This window comes from Candidatus Stoquefichus sp. SB1 (genome assembly GCF_001244545.1).
Taxonomy (GTDB): domain Bacteria; phylum Bacillota_I; class Bacilli_A; order Erysipelotrichales; family Coprobacillaceae; genus Stoquefichus.
The window spans coordinates 41199-60641 of record NZ_LN852696.1; the positions used below are offsets into that span (position 1 = coordinate 41199).

Sequence of the window (19443 nt, forward strand, 5' to 3'; positions counted from 1 at the left end):
TCATAATACATGAATATGTTATAATATTGTAATCCTTATGTAATCCTGTATTGTTTACAATATAAGAATACCTATAGAGAGGAGTTAGGCTAAAATGATAAGATATATAAATATTGCTTTAGAAGTTTTTAGTGGTTTAATTTCTCTATTAGTTGTTTTGAGTATTATTGCTGGTAATGATAAAAAAGATCGTCTTAATCAAAAATTTGTTTGTATGTTAATTTGTAATATTTTTGTTTTATTTAATGATTCTATTGCTTTGATTTTCAAAGGTCATATGGATTTAGGGAGTATTATTTTAGTTCGTATTGGAAATTTTTGTGCATTTGTTTTCAGTTATTTAATTCTCGCTACTTTTACAGATTACTTAATCTCATTTTTACAAACAAAAAAAGAGATATCAAGAATGCCTGCTAAGATAATGTGGGGACTTTCTATTATTGCTATTATTTTAGTATTTGTTTCACAATGGACAAATATTTATTATATTATTGATGAACATAATGTTTATCATCGTCAAGGTTTATTTTGGTTATCTCAAAGCTGGGGAATTATTTGTTTACTTATTAATAGTATTGTTATTTTAAAAAATCATAAAGTTTTAAGTAAACGGGAGACAATTTCTTTGATGGGATATATTCTTTTACCTGTTGTAGCAATGTTTATTCAAATTTTTGTTTATGGAGTTGCATTATTGTATTTATCAACTTCAATCTCATGTTTAGCTCTTTATTTGAATATGCAAATTGATCAAGCACAAAAAACAAAAGAGATTGAATTAGAATTAGAAAGACATAAGATTGAAATGATGATTAATCAAATTAAGCCACATTTCTTATATAATACATTAAGTACGATTCGATATCTTTGTGAAAGTAATCCTCAACAGGCTCAAATAGCTATAACACAATTATCACAATTTTTAAGATTAAATATAGAATTTCTATCAAGTACAGATCAAATTCCTTTTGTCCAAGAGTTAGAACATATTAAAAATTATCTTAATATAGAATGTTTACGTTTTAAAGATAAATTAAATATTCAATATGATATTCAAACAACTGATTTTACATTACCACCATTAACAGTTCAGCCAATTGTAGAAAATGCAGTGCATCATGGTGTATTAAAAAATAAAGATGGTGGAACTATTTGGATTCAATCTCAGGAAACAGATAATGATTATCGAATACTTATTAAAGATAATGGTGTAGGATTTCATTATCAGGAAATAGATTCTCAAAATGAAACTCATATAGGTATTTGTAATGTGTCTGAGCGTCTAAAACTTGTACGTCATGGGACAATTGAAATAGAAAGTTCTGATGGAGAAGGAACAACAGTAACACTTATCCTTCCAAAGGAGGAGAAATAACTTGAAAATATTAATTATAGATGATGAGGAAATGGCTTTAAAGGATTTAATGAGTATTCTTCAACAAGTTATTCCTTATTCTGAAATTTATCCTTGTCACTCTTATCAAGAAGCCCTAACTATTATAAAGACAACCTCTATTGATATTGCTTTTCTAGATATTGAAATTGGAGAAAAAAATGGAATTGTACTTGCTAAAGAAATGAAAGATTTACAAACAGATATTCATATTATTTTTGTTACTGCTTATGCAAAATATGCTATGGATGCATTTGCTGTACATGCTAATGGCTATTTATTAAAACCCGTTCAAAAAGAAGATATTCAAAGAGAATTAACTTTTGCTTATCAGGTTATCGCTCATACACGAATTAGAGTTCAAACATTTGGTGGATTTGAAATCTTTGTAGATGGTAAACCATTAATATTTAAGCGTTCTAAAGCAAAGGAACTACTAGCTTATTTGGTAGATCGGCGTGGAATAGGTGTCACAACACGTCAAGCTTGTAGTATTTTATGGGAAGATGAACCATATGATGTTAAACTTAAAAATTATTATCAAGTCATCCTTATGGAACTAAGGAATACTTTAAAAAAAGCAGGGATTGAGGATATCATAAGAAGGCATCGTAATTTCATTGCTATTGATCCTAATAAGATTGACTGTGATTATTATCGCTTTATTGAAGGGGATGCATGGGCAATTAATACTTATCGACGTGACTATATGATCTGTTATAGTTGGGCGGAGTTTAGTATGGGTGTTTTAGATGAACAAATAGATAATATGAATGATCAAAAAAATGATGGGGAGGAGGGTGTATGTTTAAAAAAGATAATCCTTTAATAAGAATTAATTTGTTAATATGTATTATTATTGTTGCAGGTTTTTCATTAATCGCATTTTTGAATTATCACAGTGATTATTATGCTTCTTTAGAGAGTATTGAAAGGGTATCATCCCTTGCTTCTCAAAGCATATATTATCAATTAGAATCAGTTCTATCTAAACCTCTTCATGCCTCTTTAATGATATCAAATGACAATGTATTAAAAAATGACTTGAGTCAGGAATTAAAGAATCAAGAATTTACTGGTATAGTGACTCAATATCTACAAAAATGTCAAAATCAATATCAATGTGATTCAGTTTTTCTTGTTTCAACACAAACAGATAGATATTATTGTTTTGATGGTAAAAATCGAATTTTAAATAGTCAAGATATTTGGTATTACTCGTTCTTAGAATCTGATCAAGATTATACTTTTCATATGAATGATGAAGAATCATCAAAAAATAATATAGCTTTATTTATTGATTATAAAGTCAAAGATACAAGAGGTAATGTTATTGGTATTATTGGTGTAGGAATTCATTTAGATTCGATACAGAGTATCTTAAAAACTTATGAAGATGATTTCAAAGTTAAGGCATATTTTATTAATGAGCATGGAAATATTGAAATTTCAACAAAATATTTGGGATATCAAAATAAAAATTTCTTTCAATTAATGAATTTAGAATCATTAGAAGAAAAAGTATTGAATAGTTGTGATGAAAAACAAGTGGGTAAATATTGGATTCATTCAAATCATTTAGGGCAACAAGATGATTTTATAGAGAGTCGTTTTATTAATGACTTATCATGGCATTTCATTATTGAAAAAAGTAACCAAGAAGCATTACAATTATTAAATAAACAATTATATACTACAATAGCAGTGATAGCGAGCATTTTAATTTTAATATTATTTGTTGTTACTTATGTTATTAAGGGATTTAATAAACTTATTGAAGAACGAAATATTGCCTTTAGAAAAGCAACTGAAAAATTATATGATAATATCTATGAATTAAATATTACCAAGAATTGCTCTGCTAATGTAAGTACACAAAGATATTTTGAGAGTTTAGGTGCTCCACCAAGTCTTCCTTATAATGAGGGACTTAAAGTTATTGCTCAAAAACAGATTAAAGATGAGTATAGAGAAGGCTATATTCAAACCTTTTGTACTGAAAATGTTTTAAAGCAATATGAATTAGGAAATACCGATTTAAGATATGATTTCTTAATAACAGAAGATGGAACACATTATTATTGGATGCGTATAGATGCACGTGTTTATTATAATAAGGAAGATAATTGTATTCATATGTTTACATATCGTAAAAATATTGATAAAGAAAAACGTCAAGAGATAGCTATGATGAAAGAAGCGAGAATTGATAATTTAACCCAATTATATAATCGAGCTTCAATCCAGACAATTATTGAAAAAAGATTATTAACAGATCCTCATCATCTTCATGCATTCTTTATCTTAGATATAGATCATTTTAAAAAAGCAAATGATTTATATGGTCATGCATTTGGAGACTATGTTTTGATGCAATTTGCGAAAACATTAAAAGATAATTTTAGAAGTGAAGATATTGTAGGTCGTTTGGGTGGAGATGAATTTATTGTCTTTTTACCTATACCAAGTATTGAATTCGTATATAAAAAAGTGAAGAGTCTACAAAAAGCATTAAATCAAGAAATTAATTTTGATGGAAGTCAGATGGAAATATCAGCAAGTATTGGAGTATGTATTGCTCCACAAGATGGTGTTGATTTTGTGACATTATACAAAAAAGCAGATCAAGCATTATATATTTCTAAGGAAAGTGGTAGAAATACTTTTACAATTTATAATGAGAAGTCATAAGTCATAAAGGAATTTATGGCTTTTCTCATATACAAATAAAAATATAATGATTATAATGATTGATAAGGAGATGAGTTGTATGCAAAAAATACTCATTATAGAAGATGATAATGATATTAATAATATGATTAAAGAATTTTTACAGGAGAATGGTTATCTTTGTTTTCAGGCATTTTCAGGAAGTGAAGGGAAATTGCTCATATCTATGAATCATTATGATTTGGTTCTTTTGGATTTGATGTTACCAGGATTATCAGGTGAGGAGTTGATCAGTGAGCTGGTTAAGCAAACAAAGGTCATTGTTCTTTCTGCGAAAAGTGAAATAGAAACAAAAGTGAATTTACTTGAATTAGGTGCAAATGATTATATTTGTAAACCATTCGATATCGATGAACTCTTAGCAAGAGTCAAAGTCCAGTTGCGTCAGGATGTTAATAAACAAAGACAACTGATCTATAAAGATTGGCATATTGATTTAGATTTGATGACTCTTGAAGTTAATGGGAAAATCATAGAATTAACAGCCCGTGAATTTAAAATTATTGAGTTACTTATGCACTATCCTCAAAAAGTATTTACCAAAGAAAATATTTATGAATATGTTTGGGAAGATGATTATATAGTTGGTGATAAAACAATCAATGTCCATATCAGTAATATTCGTACAAAACTCAAAACTACAGGAACAGATCATTATATTCAAACTGTATGGGGGATGGGGTTTAAACTTATAGAATAAAACTTTAACCTTTCTTAAACATTTCTTTACGTTTATTGAAACATTATCCTTTATTCTATAGTTAGAAAAGAAAGGGGTGTTGATATGAACACACAATATGTTGTGGAAACACATCAATTATGTAAACAATATGGTCAACAGTATGCTGTTCATCATATTGATATGCATATTCAAAAAGGAGACATTTATGGTTTTATAGGAAGAAATGGAGCAGGGAAATCAACAACATTAAAGATGATTGCAGGTCTTATTCATCCAACAATGGGTGAAATCAAACTCTTTGGAGGTCCAGCTCATGATCAAATGGCTCATCAGAGAATAGGAATTTTGATTGAAGAAGCAGGATTATATCCGCATATGAGTGCTTATGATAACCTTGAATTACAGGCTTTGTCATTAGGAATTATTGATAAAAATGTTATTCATGATGTTTTAAAGTTAATGAATTTAGAAAATGTAGGAACCAAGAAAGTTAAAAACTTTTCAATGGGTATGAAGCAAAGATTAGGTATTGCAATGGCAATGTTAGGAAATCCTGATTTTTTGATTTTAGATGAACCGATTAATGGATTAGATCCAGAAGGTATTAGAGAAATGCGAGAAACGCTTATATCATTGAATAAAGAAAAAGGGATGACAATGATTATCAGTTCACATATTTTAGGTGAATTAAACAAACTTGCAACAACTTTCGGAATTATTAAAGAAGGTGTACTGATTCAAGAAATCACAAAAGAAGAGCTAGATGATAAATGTAAAGAGTATTTACTTATAGAAGTTGATAATATTGAAAAAGCTTGTTTTCTTTTAGAAGAAATGCCTGAAAAAATAGAATATGATGTTTATGATCAAAAATGTCTTCATATTTATCAATATACAGATTCAGCTAAACTTATATCTGAGTTCATTAAACATGGTATTGCAGTATATTCATCTTCATTTCATAGCCAGGATTTAGAAGAATATTTTCTTAGCCTAATGGAAGGAGGAACATCACATGTTTAATCTTCTTCGTATGGATTTAAAAAGATTACAAAAATCAAGATCATCATATGTTATTTTGATTTTATCTATGTTGGTATCATTGATATTCTTTATGGCACTTTATATTGCATTGAATCCTGATTTACAGGCATGGATGAAAACTCATGGATTTATTTTTCAAGTGAGTGGGATGGATTCAACTCAACCTGCTATTTCTTTTATTGAATTATTTCATTTAACATATACTCAAAATTTCTTAGCCATTTTTATTGGAATTGCCGTTGTTCTTTTCAATTGTCATGAACATGAATGTGGTTTTTCAAAGAATGTTTTAAGCATTCATGTGAATAGATTTCATTATATTTTAAGTAAAAGTATAGCATTGAGTTTATATGTATTGGTGATGATGAGTATATGCTTTTTAGAGGCTATTATTCTTAATTTGTGTGTGTCAGCATTCTTTATATTTCCATCTGTTCAAGATATGTTGCTTTATGTTGGGTTATTATGCCTCATAGCAATTGCATTTGTTTGTATGTATACTGCATTAACAATTTGGCTTAAAAGCAAATCAGGATGTATTGGAACAGTGATTGTTTATGCAACTGGCATTTGGATGTCAATTGTTAATCCACTATTAGGAATACTTGGCTGGCAGAAGATTCTTGACTATACATTGATGAGCCGTTTAGGTATGTTAAGTCGTTATGTTCAATCAATAGATATGAATCAGATATTCATGATGATTTTCAATGTTGTTTGTTTTATCCTAATTTATACATTCTTAAGTACACTAAGATCTTATAAAAAAGATATTTAAAGGAGGAAAAGTCTATGGTATACCTGTTGATTTTATTGATAATTATCATTGTTTTATTGGGAGGATATTTAATACGCAGTCATTATGAAATCAATCATCTCATTCAACAATTAGATACTATCGCAACAGGTAGCCATATTCATTTCACTTCTCAGATTCATACTCAGGAATTTCATGAAGTCTATTTACGATTAAATAAGTTATTAGCGATTTATCAGCAACGAGAATATAAAACCGAACAAGCAGAACAACAACTTAAAATGACTATTCAAAATATGGCACATGATTTAAGAACCCCATTAACAAGTTCAATGGGATATATGCAAATGATGAAGAAAAGTCAGGATATAGAAAAAAATCAAAGATATCTTGAGATTTCTTTAGCAAAGATGGAAGAACTCAAGAATATGCTAGAAGAACTTTTCTTATATACGAAATTGACATCAGAACATTATGAATTAGAAAGTGAACCATTGTCAATCTATCCACTTTTAATGAATAGTCTTTTTCACTATTATGAATTTTTTGAAAGTCACCATACTGAACCACAAATCATATTTGAAGATCAAAATATTCAATTCTTTGTCAACCAAGAAGCAATAGAACGTGTCTTCCAAAATATTATTAATAACGCATTGATACATGGTGAAGGTGATTTTAAAGTCTATCAAAAAGGTCATGCTCTATGTTTTTATAATACTATGAAAAAAGATCATATTCCTGACATTGGACATATCTTTGAAAGATTCTATAAAGCTGATGTTGCAAGACATAAGACATCTTCGGGTTTAGGATTAGCTATTGTTAAAGAGTTTGTTGAAAAAATGGGTGGAACAGTACAAGCAAGAATTGAAGAGAATCAGTTTGTGATTGAATTGAATTTAAATTAAAAAAGAGTTCTTGATGGAGAACTCTTTTAAATACACTTTTTTGCTATATGTAGATTATAACTTCTTTGATAAAGTGCTATACATCTTCCAATGAATATGGCAGAAAGAATAGTCCCAATACCAATGCCAATAATATATCCTTTTGAGATTAAACAAAGGATGGTTGTTAATAGTATGGCTGTGATATCAAATATGTTTTTTATAGTTCCAAATTCTTTTTGATAAACTTCACTGATAGTATGAACAATGCCATCAGCTGGGTTTAAAACAATATTCGCTAAAATCATCATGAAGGCACCTAAGGCGGTTAAAATGATAGCTAATGAAAGAAGTAAAAACTGAGTCATTAGTGTATGTGGAATAATATTGAAAAAAACATCATAGAAATCTAATAAGATACCAAAGAGAAAGGAATAAGGTAATTGCATAATAATTTGCATATCTATTTTTTTGATTAAGATGAATTGAAGAATGATAAAAACACTATAAACAATCGTTGTAACTGTACCAAGGCTAATATTTAGTATATTTGATAAGGCATAAGGTATTGTATTAATTGAACCAACGCCTAGCATTGATTTGGTATTTAAAATGATGCCAATAGCTAGAAAATTCATTCCAGCAATAAAAACAATCCATCTCTTTATCACGATAAATCCTCTCCTTGACTAGCAATGACCTTTTTATACCAATAAAAAGAATCCTTTTTCATTCTTTTTAAAGTTCCATGTCCTTGATCATCTTTATCAACATAAATAAAACCATAACGTTTTTTCATTTCACCAGTAGAAGCACTTACTAAATCAATACATCCCCAAGGAGTATATCCCATTAAATCTACTCCATCTATTTCAACAGCATCTTTTAATGCTTGAATATGTTGTTTTAAATAATCAATACGATAATCATCATGAATCTGACCATCTTCAACTGAATCAACAGCACCCATACCATTTTCAACAATAAATAAAGGTATTTGATAACGATCATAAAGTTCATTTAATACACTTCTTAATCCTAATGGATCAATTTGCCATCCCCATTGTGTTGCAGGTAATAATGGGTTTTTACCACCAGTAAAAACATTTCCCTCAACTTGTTGTAAATCTTTTCCCTCAATTGAAGAAAAATAATAGCTAAAACCTATATAATCAACAATTCCTTCACTTAAAACTTTTTCGTCATCCTTTGCCATCTGCACTTTAGTGTGATATTTTTTCCATAATGACTGACAAGTATTTGTATATCTTCCTCGAACATGGACATCTCCATAATAGAATGTTAAGGCCATCTTGTTTCTTCTGGCAATCTGATCCTCAGGAGAACATGAAGCAGCATACGATTCTGGAATCAGCAACATACATCCTACTTGATTATGAGGATCAATCTCATGAGCAAGTTTAACAGCTTTAGCTGAGGCGACTAACATATGATGTGATGCTTGTATAGCCGTTTGCCAACGATCCTCATTTTCTTGATAAACAATGCCAGCTTGATGCCAAGGTCTAGGACTCGCAAGTGTTGCATTAATCTCATTAAATGTCATCCAATATTTGACTTTGCCTTGATAACGATTGAAACATGTTTGAGCATAATTCACAAAAAAATCAATTAATTTTCTATTTCGCCAAGAACCATATTCTTGAACAAGGACTAAAGGCGTTTCATAATGTGATAGTGTAACAATTGGTTCAATGTTATATTTTAATAATTCATCAAAAACATCATCATAGAACTTTAACCCTTCTTCATTAGGTTTTTCTTCATCACCTCTAGGAAAGATCCTTGTCCATGCGATTGACATTCTATAACATTTAAACCCCATTTCAGCAAATAAAGCAATGTCTTCTTTATAATTATGATAAAAATCAGTAGCTACATGTGAAGGATAATAAACACCCTCTATAACTCTATCATCAATTTGACGTGTTACACCTAATTGACTGCCTCTTTCAACATCAGCAATACTTAACCCTTTACCATTTTCGTTATATCCGCCTTCATATTGATTAGCGGCAGTAGCGCCACCCCATAAAAAATCCTTTCTCACTTTTCATTCCTCCTTGATGACTTTATTATAAATAAAGAGTCTTTACCTTTCTATATTTCAAACGTCACTTTAAACGCTGTTTAAATAAATTCAATATTTTATTTATTATTTATTAAATAAGATTTATAATAAACAAGAGGTGATGACATGCTTATTACACAAAAAATGGAACTTATGAAATTAAGTTCCAATGAAGAATTAATCTATCAGTTCATTCTCAACCATCCTGAACAATTAGAAAGATTAACAATTAAACAAATAGCATCACAAATTTATGTTTCACCTGCTTTATTTATTGTCTTTGCAAAAAAATTAGGATATTCAGGGTGGAATGAATTTAAACAGGATTTTATAGAAGAAAGAAAATATTTAGATAGTCATTTCCAACAAGTGAATCCTAATAAACCATTTTCTTCTCAAGATAATATTATGAATATTGCCTATAAAATTGCGACTTTACAAAATGAGACTATTCAAGATACTCTTCAACTCATTCATCATGATAATCTTCAAAAAGCCACTCAATTATTAAAAAAGAGTTCACATATTTATCTTTTTGGAAGTAATATGTCTTATATAGCATCACAGGAATTTTTTTATTCTATGAAACGATTAGGTGCTCATATTGAATATAATATCGATCCAATTGAACAAGTTTTTCAAGCTCAAATAATGCCACCACAAAGTGTAGCTATAGTCATTTCCTATACAGGTGAAACTGCACATGTTTTAAAAATCTGTCAGGATTTGCATCGACAGAAAGTTCCTATTATTACAATTACTGGTTATGGTGAAAATACAGTTATGCAATATAGTGATGTAGCCTTATATATGAGTACAAGAGAAAATGTTCATACAAAAATAAGTACATTCTCTACAAGACAAAGTATTCATACGATTTTAGATATTCTTTATAGTTGTTATTTTGCATTTCATTATCAAGAAAATTATGAAAAAGTTGTTGAAATAAATAACTCTGTTGAATATAGACGTTTTTCTTCTAATACAAAAATCAATCAATGATATAAGAAAAGTAATAATCACTTCATAAGATTAATTACACTGCGGACAAAATAAATTTTGTCCTTTTTCTATTTATTCCATATTGGAATAAATAGAGCCTGAATCGGAATTGCTATGAAAACGCTTTTATTTTAAAATGATAGTGTCAAAGGAGGGAGATAAATGTGGTAATTGATGCCAACATGTATTGGTTTGATGAACATATCTTTGAGGAATCACAAGAAACTGAACGTTTTTTATCAGAAATTCCTATTAGTTATGGAATTCATGGATACATGAAAGAAAATGAAGATCAATTCAAACAGATTGTCATTGAAAAACCCAAAGGCTATCAAAATTTAAATTATTTGGAAGGAGACTATTTATTAGAAAAACAACTTGCTGATATGGATGCAGGTAATGTTCAAAAAGCCATTCTTAAATTACCTGGGTGTCATGAATGGATGTCATTAGATATGTGTAAAAAGTTTAATGATGGAATGGCTGATTATGTTAGAAAAAGTCAAGGTCGATTGGTTGCCTTAGCAGTTGTTCCACCATTAGCTAGTGAAGCATGTTTTCAAGAAATTGAGAGATGCAGAAATGAATTAGGAATGTCAGGTGTACAATTATGTGCACATTATGGAAATCATTATTTAGATTCGGATATTTTTAATGACTTTTTTAAAAAACTGAATGAACAAAAAACAACAGTTTACATTCATCATACACCTGTTCCTGTACAATATGACTGTTTATATGATTATAATAATCTAAGACGTTCATATGGTCGATGTGTTGATCAAACAACAGCTATCTGTAGAGAATTATTTAGTGGTTTTTTTGATAGGTTTCCTAATCTTACATTTGTTCATTCCATGCTGGGTGGAGGATTCTTTGCCATTGAGAATATGCTTTTTCCACCTCATGCAAAGACTACTGAAAAGGTAGCAAGATTTGAGAGTAATCAAGATAATGTTTGGAAAGTGTATAAAGAACATATTTATTTTGAAACATCTCATGCACAGCCATGGGGAAAGCAACAGTTAGAATGTGCGATTCAAGTATTAGGTGCAGATCATATTATTTTTGGTAGTTCTTATCCAGTTAGGAGAGAATGGTTATTAGAAGGTGCAGAGTTTATAAAGATGTTAGATATTAGTGATGAAGAAAAAGACATGATTTTATATAAAAATGCATGTCAAATCTATCATATTGATGAATAGGAGATATAAAAATGAATGAAGATAAGTCATTAAAGGTTGGTTCGGCAAAAGAAAAATTATTATTTCCAAAAGATTTCTTCCCTGTTGAAAATTTTAGTTATATACATGATGATCTTTATGTTAGAGTTCTCTATTTAGAAGCTAACCAACCATTTATTCTCCTTTCATTTGAATTAACATCATTAAGAGAATATGTTATAGAAGAATTAAAAAAACGTATTTCTAAACAGACAGATATACCATTCAAGAACATTTGGATATGTGTAACACATACTTTTTCAGCACCTCATTCTCGTTCTGTAGATGCTCTTGAAAAAGGTGATCTCACTATAAAACAAAAAAATAAAGTCTTCTGTGATATTCTCTATAGTTCAGCAAAAAAAGCAGTGACTCTTGCTATTCAACAAAAGCAAATTGTATATGTTGGCTTTGGACACGGATTTTGTTCAGTCAATGTGAATCGAGATATTTCTACAAAAGATGGCTGGTGGTTAGGGGCTAATGATTTAGGAATATCTGATAAAAGCGTACCCATTATTAAATTTGAAAATAAACAGCATCATACAATTGCTCTTCTTTATAGTTATGATGTTCAATCCTCCATTATGGAGGGGTCTTTACAAAAAGATGGACGATATGCTGTTACAAGTGATCTTACTGGTGTAACAAGTCAATATATAGAAAGCCAATATGATGATTGTGTAGCAATGTATATTGTAGGAGCTGCTGGAGATCAGGCACCATTGTTTCAGGCTAAACATCATATTATTGATAAAGAAGGACAGATACAAGTCACAGATATACATGAAGATGGTTTTGTGTTTGTTAAAGCTTTAGGAACAAAATTAGCAACGCAAGTGATTAGGGCATGTGAAAGAATAAAAACAGTTCCATATATGGGAAAAATTCAGAATATTCAAACTCAGTTTATTTGTCCAGGACAGAAAATAAGAGATAGACAAGAATTGAAACCCACTCACCACTATAATTATTTGAATGATCAAGATCAGATGGTAGGAGTTGAAATCATTCAATTTGGTTATATTGTGATAGTAGGGGTTCAACCGGAATTATCTAGTGTAACTGCTATGGATATAAGAAAACAGTCTCCTTTTCCTATAACTATGATTTTAACAATGGTTAATGGAGGAGCAAAGTATATGCCAGATCAGACTTCGTATGATCGAATCACATATGAGGCTATGAATTCAAAATTTGCTAAAGGATCAGCTGAAATGCTGACTGAACAAATAGTGAAAACACTAGAAAATATAAAAATATAAGGAGGAAAATATGAGAATAGGACATGCAAGATATTGTATTTCACCAAAGCAGGAGTTTTATTTGATTGGATATCGAAGTGATAACCGAATGTATCCAGCCATTGGAATTCATGATGATATTTATTGTCAATCATTATTGTTTGAAAATAATGGTCAAATGTTATTTCTCTTTTCAGCAGATTTTTTAGAGTTTGAAGAAGAAATGGCAGAGGATGTGAAGACATTGCTGGCAGATCAGTTTGGCATTGAAAGAGATTGTGTTTTATTAAGTGCAACACATAATCATTCATCTGTCGTCTCTTATCACAAAAGTTGGTATACAGGTAAATTTAATCAAGATTATTATGATTATTTGATAAAAATGATTATAAAGAGTTTCCAAGATTGTCTTGAAAGTTTACAAACAGCATATGCAAAGTATGGGAAAGCAAACATTTATGGATATTATGGAAATCGTAATCATCCTGGACAACCAGCAGACAATGAGGTGATTGTTGTCAAGTTTTATAATGAAAATCATGAGGCTTTTGCAGGCATTGTGAATTGGGCTGTACACTCTACAGTCATTAGTGGTGAAAATACTTATTTAACAAGTGAATTAGCAGGACATGTTTGTCAATGTTTGTATGATGAATTCAAGTTTTATCCAATTATGATGGTTGGGGCGGCTGGAGATTGTAGTAATCGCAATGAAAGACAAGGTAATGATTTCATAGAACTTGAGAGAGTTGCACCATTATTAGCATCTGATATTGCACAAATTGATGTGAGTAAAACAATACAATTAAAAGAAATAAAATGTCAAACTCTATTTCATACAATTCATCATGATATGTCATTTGTTCATGATGAGTTAAGAGATGAAATTATGAACATGGAAAAACAGTTAGAAAGAGAAAATCAACAATCTAAAAAAGATTTTCTTATGAAAAAGATAAATAACCTTAAAACACAATTAGATATTCATGCTTTTCATCTTGATGCTAAAGCATCTGTTATCCAATTAGGAGATTTGCAGATTTTTGTCTTTCCAGGTGAATTAGGGTCTGCTTTTGGTATTCAAATGAAGAAAGAGTGCCCTGTATTAGGACTCATTTGTGGATATACAAATGGATATTATGAATATTTTATGCCAGAAAGTGAATATGGTTTATCTTTTGAAACAATGGGTTGTGCTATTCCCAAAGGGGAACCGGAAAAACTGGTACAAAAGTTTATACAAGCTTCAAAGTTATTGAATGGAGAGGGTTAAAATGGAAGAAAAGAATGTTTTATTAGCTCCTGTGGATGGAAAATGTGTTTCTTTAAACGAAGTTCCTGATGAAATGTTTGCTGAAAAAATCATGGGAGATGGAGTTGCTTTTCGTTATGAAGGAGATGCAATCTATGCACCGTGCTCAGGAATAGTAAGGGTTGTTGCAAATACAAAACATGCTATTGGAATTCAAAATGAGGAAGGACTGGAAGTTCTTATTCATGTGGGTGTGGATACTGTTAATTTAGCTGGTAAGGGTTTTGAAACACTTGTTGTACAGGGGCAAAAGATTAAACAAGGGCAGCAAATCCTTAGAATTGATAGAGCATTTATGGATCAGCAGCATATCAATCTCATAACGGCTATGGTTTTAACAAATTACAAAGATTTTCAATATGATATATTAAGTCTTGATCAGAACGTTGTTCATAATCAAACTGAAATCATTGAATTTTCTAAAAATAAAATAAAAAAAGTTGAGGAAAAGAAGATGAAATATAAGAAATTATGTGAAGATATTATTCAATATGTTGGAGGACGTGAGAACATTATTAATGTGACACATTGTATAACACGTTTACGATTTAAACTGAAAAATGAAGACAAAGCAGATACCAAAGCACTCAATCAATTAGATGGTGTTATGAAAATTATTCAGACAGGTGGGCAATATCAGGTTGTGATAGGGACACATGTTGATGATGTTTATGATGAATTGGTTGAAATTGGTCAATTAAATAAGGAAGTGCCATTGGATATAGATGAAGGAGATACTGAACAAAAGAGTATTCTCTCAAGATTTCTAGTTTTAATGAGTGGTATTTTCCAACCGATATTAAGTATTTTAATGGCAAGCGGGATGATCAAAGCTTTGTTGAAACTTGTTGTTTTAGCAGGTTGGTTGAATGAAACAAGTGGAACTTATACAATTTTAAATTCTCTTGGAGATGCATTATTTTATTTCTTCCCAGTTGCAATTGGATGGTCAGCAGCTAAGAAGTTTGGTATTAAAGAGATATATGGAATTACATTGGGTGCGTGTTTAACATATCCTGCCATTGTCTCATTATCTTCTGCAGAACCACTATATACACTTTTTGCTGGAACAATTTTTGAAGCAAGTGTTTTTACAGAATTTTTAGGAATACCTGTTATTCTACCAGGGGCAGGATATGCAAGTTCTGTCATTCCAATTATTTTAATTGTCTTTGTAGCAGCAAAAATCTTTAAATTCTTAAATAAAAAATTACCTGCAATGATTAGATCTTTCTTTGTTCCATTCTTAACATTAATTATTACTCTTCCACTAGCTCTCATTGTGATTGGACCAATAGCGATGTTTATTCAAGACTTATTGGGAGAATTAGTTCAATTAATCGTTGGATTAAATGCCGGAATAGCTGGTTTATTCTTAGGAACATTCTGGTCAGTCTTGGTAATGTTTGGATTACATATGCCTATCATTATGATGTTCAATGTCAATATTTCAACTTATGGTTATGATATCATAAATCCATTGATTTTCTCAGGTGCTTTAGCAACTATGGGTGCGGTTTTAGGCGTTATTATCCGTACAAAATCAGTTCAAGAAAAAAACATTGCAGTTCCTGCCTTATTTTCAACTTTCTTTGGTGTCAATGAACCATCATTATATGGAGTCTTAATTCCTAGAAAGAAAATCATGTTTAGTTGTTTCTTATCTGCTGGAATTGGTTCAATGATTGCTGGTTTCTGTGGAGCAAAATTATATGCATTTGGAGCTTCAGGTCCTTTAGGATTACCTTGCTTTATTAATCCTAATGGTATTGATATAGGATTTATTGGATTATGTATAGGGGCAGTTGTTAGTTTTGCTTTAGCATTAATTGCAGCTTTAATTATTGGTGATAAAAAGGATGCAAATGCAATTCAATTAGGAAAAGAATAAGAAAAATAGAAACTGTTATAATTCCATTATTCTAACAGTTTCTCTTTCTTTTTATGCGTATTTTTCTGATATTTTATTCTTGACAATTTTTCGAAAAGTTTTAAAATAGGAACGTAAAATAAAATCAAGCAACAACAATGTGTAGTTCAAAACGTAAACCCAATTGTTTTGAATTATGCATTTTTTTGTTGCTTATTTTTATACAGGAGGAAAGAAATGAATAAACAAAAAAGCGAAAAATTATGGACAAAGAATTTTATTATTATCATCATTATTAATTTCTTTGTATTTTTAAATCACTTGATGATTTTATCAACTTTTCCATTTTTTATTTCATATCTCGGTTATTCCGATAGTATGTCAGGAGCTTGTGCAGCAATTTTTTCACTAATTGCAGTTCTCTCAAGACCATTTATTGGATGGATGTTGGATAATGGAAAAAGAAAACAGATATTATTAGTGGGATTATGTGGTATGGTTCTGATGCCTATGGGCTATATCTTTATTTACACGACCTTAGTATCTATTGGACTGGTTATTTTGCTGAGGATGGCCCATGGCTGCTCATTGGCATGTTCAAACACATCAACTTCAACAATAGCAACAGATATTATTCCAAAGTCGAGATTTTCTGAAGGAATGGGTATGTTTGGGATGGCAACAGCTTTAGCTACAGCATGTGCACCAACTATTGGAGAAACTCTTATGAATATCAGTTTTGAACTTTTGTTTGTTGTTGCAACTGTTATTATGGTGATTTCATTAGTTCTTTTTTCATTATTAAAAACACCAAAGATAGAAATTACAAAAAAACCATTAAAAGTAAAAAACTTAATTGATAAAAATGCACTACCAGCATCATTTGTTGTTCTTATTTTTCTTTTGACTTATGGGTCGTTAGAGAATTATATTTTAAAATTTGCTTCTGAAGAAGCTGCAATAACAATTTCAGGAGGACTTTATTTCACAGTGATGGCGATTATGTTACTTTTGACAAGAATTTTTATTGGAAAAGTAGCTGATCAAAAGGGAGAAGCTATTTTCGTATATAGTTGTAATGCCTTTATGCTGGTGGCTCTCATATTATTAGCTTTCATTCCAAACAATATAACATTCCTATTGTCTGCTGTTTTATCTGGCTATGCTTTTGGAGGATTAGAACCTTCTTTACAGGCTATGGCAGTCAGTATTGCTCCCCTTGAAAGAAGAGGTGCTGCTAATTCAACATTTCTTTGTGCTTATGATATAGGTATTGGTATTGGTGGTGGAATAGCAGGCGTACTTATAGATATTTTAGGATATCATTATATGTTTGGAATATTATCAATCGCAAATATTATTTCTATTATTGCTTATATTATTTTTGGTAAAAATCATCCATCATCATTAACATTAAGGATAAAACAACAAAATCAAGAATCTATATAAATTGAATGAAATTATTGAAAAAGGATTGTAAGATATGCAATCTTTTTTTGATAGATAAAAAAAACATCTTAAGCCAGTTAAGATGCTTTGAATTGTTATTTATGCATTTGGATAGAATTAATAAAATGTCTAGCAGGTTGTGAGAGAACAACATCTTTTTTGTAGTAGATTTTAATCTGAGTTGATATTTTAGGATAAATATCAACTAATGAAATTTTTGGGCTTGAGAGATACTCAATTGGTTTTTTCATAAGTAATGAGACGCCCATTCCTTTTTCTATAAGATCAATGATATTTTCTGCTCTTTGCCCAGTATAAATAATATTTGGTGTGAAACCAGCTTTTTGACATTCTTGTTGGCATAGATTATATAGTAATGATGTTGGCTGCAAAAAAAGAAAATCTTCAAAACGAAGTTGTGTTAAAGAAATTTGTTTTTCTTGTGCTAATTGATGATATGCTGGTAAAACAGCAACCAGCTGATCCTCTTCATAAGCAATTTTTGCAAATTCATCGTTATTTTCATCTTCATCACGTATAAAAGCGAGTTCGCATTTATTATGTCTTAAAAGTTCTTTAAGTTCAGCAGATTCACCCTCAATAAGATTTACATAATAACTTTTATTTTCTCGTTTAAACTTAAGTATCTCATCAGTAATATGATAAGGGGCCATGACTGGAATAGAGCCTATTGTAATAGAATGTTTAATATTTTCTGATTGATTGTTTAAGGCGGTTGTATATTGATATTGTAGACTTGCGATTTGCTTTGCATATCCTAATAATATTTTACCATATTCATTGAGGTGAACTTTGCGTGTTGTTCGATCAAATAATGGATAACCCATTTCATTTTCTAGAACTTTTATATGTTTAGATAAAGAAGATTGAGATATAAATAAAGAATCAGAAGCTTCTAAAAAATTTTCTGTTTCAGCTAAAACAACAAACTCTCTTAAGTAATTTATTTCCATGAAATCACCTCTTTTTAATATTGTACAATATTAAAATAAAAAAAGCGAGATATCTTGTTCAAATGTTTTATTCATCCTTATTTTATTATCATGAAGATAATTATCTATGTTTTGAAATGAACTAATTAAAAAATAAGGATTTATAAATATAATATTTTTTGTTGACAAGGAAATAATTTTATCCTATATTGTATCCATGGAAACAATATAGGAGGTAAGATTATGTTTTATGATTTAACTTTAAAAATAACACCACAATTGATGAAAGATGCTAATGGAAATGAAAAAAAGTCATTAGTAGGACATCTTGGAACACATTTTGATGTGATGAATAAAGAATTTCCGTTATCTTATTTTCATTTACCAGCAATTATTTTTAATGTTTACAATAAAGAAGAGATAGATTGTAATGATATTGATTTCAATCAAATACAAGAAGGAATGTTTGTAGTATTTGCAACTGGCTTTATTGAAAAAGTAGGTTATGGTCATAAAGATTATTTTTCTCACCATCCACAATTATCAAAGGCATTAATTGAACAGCTTATTCAAAGAAAAATTGCTATTATAGGAATTGATAGCCCTGGTATTCGAAGAGGGAAGGAACATACACTAATGGATCAATATTGTGCAGATCATCATGTTTTTGTGGTTGAAAATCTATGTCATCTTGATATAGTTCTAAATCAGAAAAGTTTTCAATCTTGTTATATCAATACATATCCAGTGAATTATAGTGATATGACAGGATTACCATGTCGTGTTGTTGCGGAGTTATAAT

At 29.9% G+C, this 19443-nt stretch carries 17 protein-coding genes; 14 read left to right on the forward strand and 3 right to left on the reverse strand.

Going from position 1 to position 19443, the window contains the following annotated elements; genetic code table 11:
* Positions 1-94 precede the first annotated feature (94 nt).
* From BN1865_RS12630 to BN1865_RS12660, 7 genes are all read left to right on the forward strand, one after another.
* Complete coding sequence (locus BN1865_RS12630; protein WP_050637626.1) at positions 95-1375, forward strand: sensor histidine kinase; 1281 nt, start codon at positions 95-97, stop codon at positions 1373-1375.
* A gap of 1 nt (position 1376) precedes the next feature.
* Entirely contained in the window at positions 1377-2222 is an 846-nt protein-coding gene (locus BN1865_RS12635; RefSeq protein WP_082189992.1) for a response regulator, read from the forward strand.
* The gene (locus BN1865_RS12640) at positions 2198-4084 is read left to right on the forward strand and encodes a sensor domain-containing diguanylate cyclase (protein ID WP_050637627.1); all 1887 of its coding nucleotides are present in this window, start codon (positions 2198-2200) and stop codon (positions 4082-4084) included. The genes BN1865_RS12635 and BN1865_RS12640 overlap by 25 nt, the downstream gene beginning before the upstream one ends.
* Positions 4085-4163: 79 nt before the next feature.
* Positions 4164-4823: a response regulator transcription factor gene (locus BN1865_RS12645; RefSeq protein WP_050637628.1), complete on the forward strand. Its 660-nt coding sequence runs from the start codon at positions 4164-4166 to the stop codon at positions 4821-4823.
* Between the two features lie 84 nt (positions 4824-4907).
* A complete protein-coding gene (locus tag BN1865_RS12650) occupies positions 4908-5828 on the forward strand; it encodes an ATP-binding cassette domain-containing protein (protein ID WP_050637629.1) in 921 nt (306 codons plus the stop codon).
* Positions 5821-6627, forward strand: coding sequence for an ABC transporter permease (locus BN1865_RS12655; RefSeq protein ID WP_050637630.1), 807 nt, complete (start codon positions 5821-5823; stop codon positions 6625-6627). The genes BN1865_RS12650 and BN1865_RS12655 overlap by 8 nt, the downstream gene beginning before the upstream one ends.
* 14 nt (positions 6628-6641) lie before the next feature.
* Positions 6642-7517 (forward strand): sensor histidine kinase, encoded by an 876-nt coding sequence (locus BN1865_RS12660; RefSeq protein ID WP_050637631.1) that lies wholly within the window; start codon positions 6642-6644, stop codon positions 7515-7517.
* Positions 7518-7543: 26 nt separating this feature from the next.
* Here BN1865_RS12660 and BN1865_RS12665 read toward each other — a convergent pair whose 3' ends face one another.
* Together BN1865_RS12665 and BN1865_RS12670 are read right to left on the reverse strand one after the other, a co-directional pair.
* Positions 7544-8167, reverse strand: a complete 624-nt coding sequence (locus BN1865_RS12665) for a YczE/YyaS/YitT family protein (protein ID WP_050637632.1) — start codon at positions 8165-8167, stop codon at positions 7544-7546.
* Positions 8164-9567: a 6-phospho-beta-glucosidase gene (locus tag BN1865_RS12670; RefSeq protein ID WP_050637633.1), complete on the reverse strand. Its 1404-nt coding sequence runs from the start codon at positions 9565-9567 to the stop codon at positions 8164-8166. The genes BN1865_RS12665 and BN1865_RS12670 overlap by 4 nt, the downstream gene beginning before the upstream one ends.
* 147 nt (positions 9568-9714) lie before the next feature.
* Between BN1865_RS12670 and BN1865_RS12675 the strand changes: the two genes are divergently transcribed.
* The 6 genes from BN1865_RS12675 (at position 9715) to BN1865_RS12700 (ending at position 17688) form a co-directional block, all read left to right on the forward strand.
* Positions 9715-10590: a MurR/RpiR family transcriptional regulator gene (locus BN1865_RS12675; RefSeq protein WP_050637634.1), complete on the forward strand. Its 876-nt coding sequence runs from the start codon at positions 9715-9717 to the stop codon at positions 10588-10590.
* Between the two features lie 164 nt (positions 10591-10754).
* A complete protein-coding gene (locus BN1865_RS12680) occupies positions 10755-11795 on the forward strand; it encodes an amidohydrolase family protein (protein ID WP_050637635.1) in 1041 nt (346 codons plus the stop codon).
* Positions 11796-11806: 11 nt separating this feature from the next.
* Complete coding sequence (locus BN1865_RS12685; RefSeq protein ID WP_050637636.1) at positions 11807-13078, forward strand: hypothetical protein; 1272 nt, start codon at positions 11807-11809, stop codon at positions 13076-13078.
* A gap of 10 nt (positions 13079-13088) precedes the next feature.
* The gene (locus BN1865_RS12690; RefSeq protein ID WP_050637637.1) at positions 13089-14330 is read left to right on the forward strand and encodes a neutral/alkaline non-lysosomal ceramidase N-terminal domain-containing protein; all 1242 of its coding nucleotides are present in this window, start codon (positions 13089-13091) and stop codon (positions 14328-14330) included.
* Between the two features lies 1 nt (position 14331).
* Positions 14332-16260 (forward strand): glucose PTS transporter subunit IIA, encoded by a 1929-nt coding sequence (locus BN1865_RS12695; RefSeq protein ID WP_198527285.1) that lies wholly within the window; start codon positions 14332-14334, stop codon positions 16258-16260.
* Positions 16261-16476: 216 nt separating this feature from the next.
* Positions 16477-17688 carry an MFS transporter gene (locus BN1865_RS12700; protein ID WP_050637638.1) on the forward strand — a complete coding sequence of 404 codons (1212 nt, stop codon included), beginning with the start codon at positions 16477-16479 and terminating at the stop codon, positions 17686-17688.
* 95 nt (positions 17689-17783) lie between these two features.
* Here the strand turns inward: BN1865_RS12700 and BN1865_RS12705 are convergent, their stop codons facing one another.
* Positions 17784-18662: a LysR family transcriptional regulator gene (locus tag BN1865_RS12705; RefSeq protein WP_050637639.1), complete on the reverse strand. Its 879-nt coding sequence runs from the start codon at positions 18660-18662 to the stop codon at positions 17784-17786.
* Between the two features lie 222 nt (positions 18663-18884).
* On the opposite strand from BN1865_RS12705, the gene BN1865_RS12710 reads away from it, so the two are divergent.
* Complete coding sequence (locus BN1865_RS12710) at positions 18885-19442, forward strand: cyclase family protein (RefSeq protein ID WP_050637640.1); 558 nt, start codon at positions 18885-18887, stop codon at positions 19440-19442.
* Position 19443: the final 1 nt, after the last annotated feature.

Coding starts and splice junctions, on each gene's coding strand:
- BN1865_RS12655 (WP_050637630.1), top strand. CDS start 5,821: ATGTTTAATCTTCTTCGTATGGATTTAAAAAGATTACAAAAATCAAGA.
- BN1865_RS12705 (WP_050637639.1), bottom strand. CDS start 18,662: ATGGAAATAAATTACTTAAGAGAGTTTGTTGTTTTAGCTGAAACAGAA.
- BN1865_RS12695 (WP_198527285.1), top strand. CDS start 14,332: ATGGAAGAAAAGAATGTTTTATTAGCTCCTGTGGATGGAAAATGTGTT.
- BN1865_RS12675 (WP_050637634.1), top strand. CDS start 9,715: ATGCTTATTACACAAAAAATGGAACTTATGAAATTAAGTTCCAATGAA.
- BN1865_RS12650 (WP_050637629.1), top strand. CDS start 4,908: ATGAACACACAATATGTTGTGGAAACACATCAATTATGTAAACAATAT.
- BN1865_RS12700 (WP_050637638.1), top strand. CDS start 16,477: ATGAATAAACAAAAAAGCGAAAAATTATGGACAAAGAATTTTATTATT.
- BN1865_RS12640 (WP_050637627.1), top strand. CDS start 2,198: ATGTTTAAAAAAGATAATCCTTTAATAAGAATTAATTTGTTAATATGT.
- BN1865_RS12660 (WP_050637631.1), top strand. CDS start 6,642: ATGGTATACCTGTTGATTTTATTGATAATTATCATTGTTTTATTGGGA.
- BN1865_RS12690 (WP_050637637.1), top strand. CDS start 13,089: ATGAGAATAGGACATGCAAGATATTGTATTTCACCAAAGCAGGAGTTT.
- BN1865_RS12685 (WP_050637636.1), top strand. CDS start 11,807: ATGAATGAAGATAAGTCATTAAAGGTTGGTTCGGCAAAAGAAAAATTA.
- BN1865_RS12710 (WP_050637640.1), top strand. CDS start 18,885: ATGTTTTATGATTTAACTTTAAAAATAACACCACAATTGATGAAAGAT.
- BN1865_RS12630 (WP_050637626.1), top strand. CDS start 95: ATGATAAGATATATAAATATTGCTTTAGAAGTTTTTAGTGGTTTAATT.
- BN1865_RS12645 (WP_050637628.1), top strand. CDS start 4,164: ATGCAAAAAATACTCATTATAGAAGATGATAATGATATTAATAATATG.